Source organism: Asanoa sp. NPDC050611, assembly GCF_040654855.1.
Taxonomy (GTDB): Bacteria; Actinomycetota; Actinomycetes; order Mycobacteriales; family Micromonosporaceae; genus Asanoa.
Window position 1 is genome coordinate 1 of sequence record NZ_JBFAIU010000697.1, and the last position, 1,227, is coordinate 1,227.

A 1,227-nucleotide genomic window follows, 5' to 3' on the forward strand; every position below is an offset into this window, starting at 1 on the left:
ATCTGCCCGTGCCGGGCGCGCGGGCCAACTGGGGGCTCGTCGACACCAAGTCCGCCGAGGGGGCCAACGGCGAGCCGCGCTTCCCTGACCTGACCGAGCTGCCGCCGAGCGAGCTCGACCGGCCGACCTACTCGGCCGTCGGCGACGACCGCGTCCCCCCGCCGTGGCTGGCCGACGACATGCCGCCGGAGCCGCCGATCCTGCGCCTGGTGGAGCCTCCGCCGCTGGCCGACCGCGCGCTGCGCGACGACAACCAGCGGGAGACCCGCTCGCGCAACCGCGCCGAGCGGTCCGACCTGGCCGCGCGCTACGACACCCCGCCGCTGCGGCTGGTCGAGAGCCCGACCGACACCGGCAGCCACCAGCTGCCGATCGGCATCAGCGCGCCGCCGGTCTCCGACGAGGGCGACGGCGACCTGCTGATCTTCGCGGCGGCCCGCTCCGCATGGTTCACCGGCCACCCGGAGGAAGAGGAAGACCTCGCCTGGTCGTCGGTCGCCGACACCGGCTGGCGCGCGGCCGAGAAGGCCTCCTCGCCGTCTGTCGGCCTCGAGACGCAGTCCGGCCTGCCCCGCCGCGTGCCACAGGCCAATCTGGTGCCGGGCTCGCCGCTGCGCGAGGAGCGGCCACTTCGGATCGTGCGCGACGCCGCGAGCATCGCGGCGCACACCACCGGCTACTTCCGCGGCTGGCGCCGCGGCCAGGAGATCGGCGGCTACGCGGTGGGCGGTCGCCCGGGCCGGGAGGCCGCCGGTGGCTGGGACTTCAGCCGTGACCACGGTGGACGCGACGAGAGCCAGGATTACGAGTACCGGTCGGCGCGGACGTGACCCCCGGACGGGTATGACCGCGATTTGACGGCGGGCCTGCCGGCCCGGGAGCATACCCGCGTGGTATCTGGCGACGGGCGTCGCCGGGCTGTGGAAAGGCGGCACCAGATGGCGAAGCCGGCGATCGGCCGGGCCCAGATGACCCGGCGTGGCGTCCTTGTCGCAGCCGCCGGGACGCTCTTCACCGCCGCCTGCGGTGCCGACGAGAGCAACAACCCGGGCCCGACCACCCGGGGCTCCGAGGAGCTCATCATCGGCGCCAGCCTGGAGCTGACGGGCCCCGGCGCCGCGCACGGTGTGCTGCAGGAGCGGCACCAGAGCTTCACGTCGTACGGGTCGGCGGCACCGTTCTTGCGCCGTAGGTCGGACAGCTCCGTCCCACCCGGATGGTTGGTGT

Annotated in this window: 2 pseudogenes; both read left to right on the forward strand. The window is 74.6% G+C overall.

What is annotated here, in order from left to right:
- Positions 1–830, forward strand: a pseudogene (locus tag AB0H87_RS41910) (transposase); the annotation flags it as partial.
- 108 nt (positions 831–938) lie between these two features.
- Positions 939–1,227 (forward strand): annotated as a pseudogene (locus AB0H87_RS41915) (hypothetical protein); the annotation flags it as partial.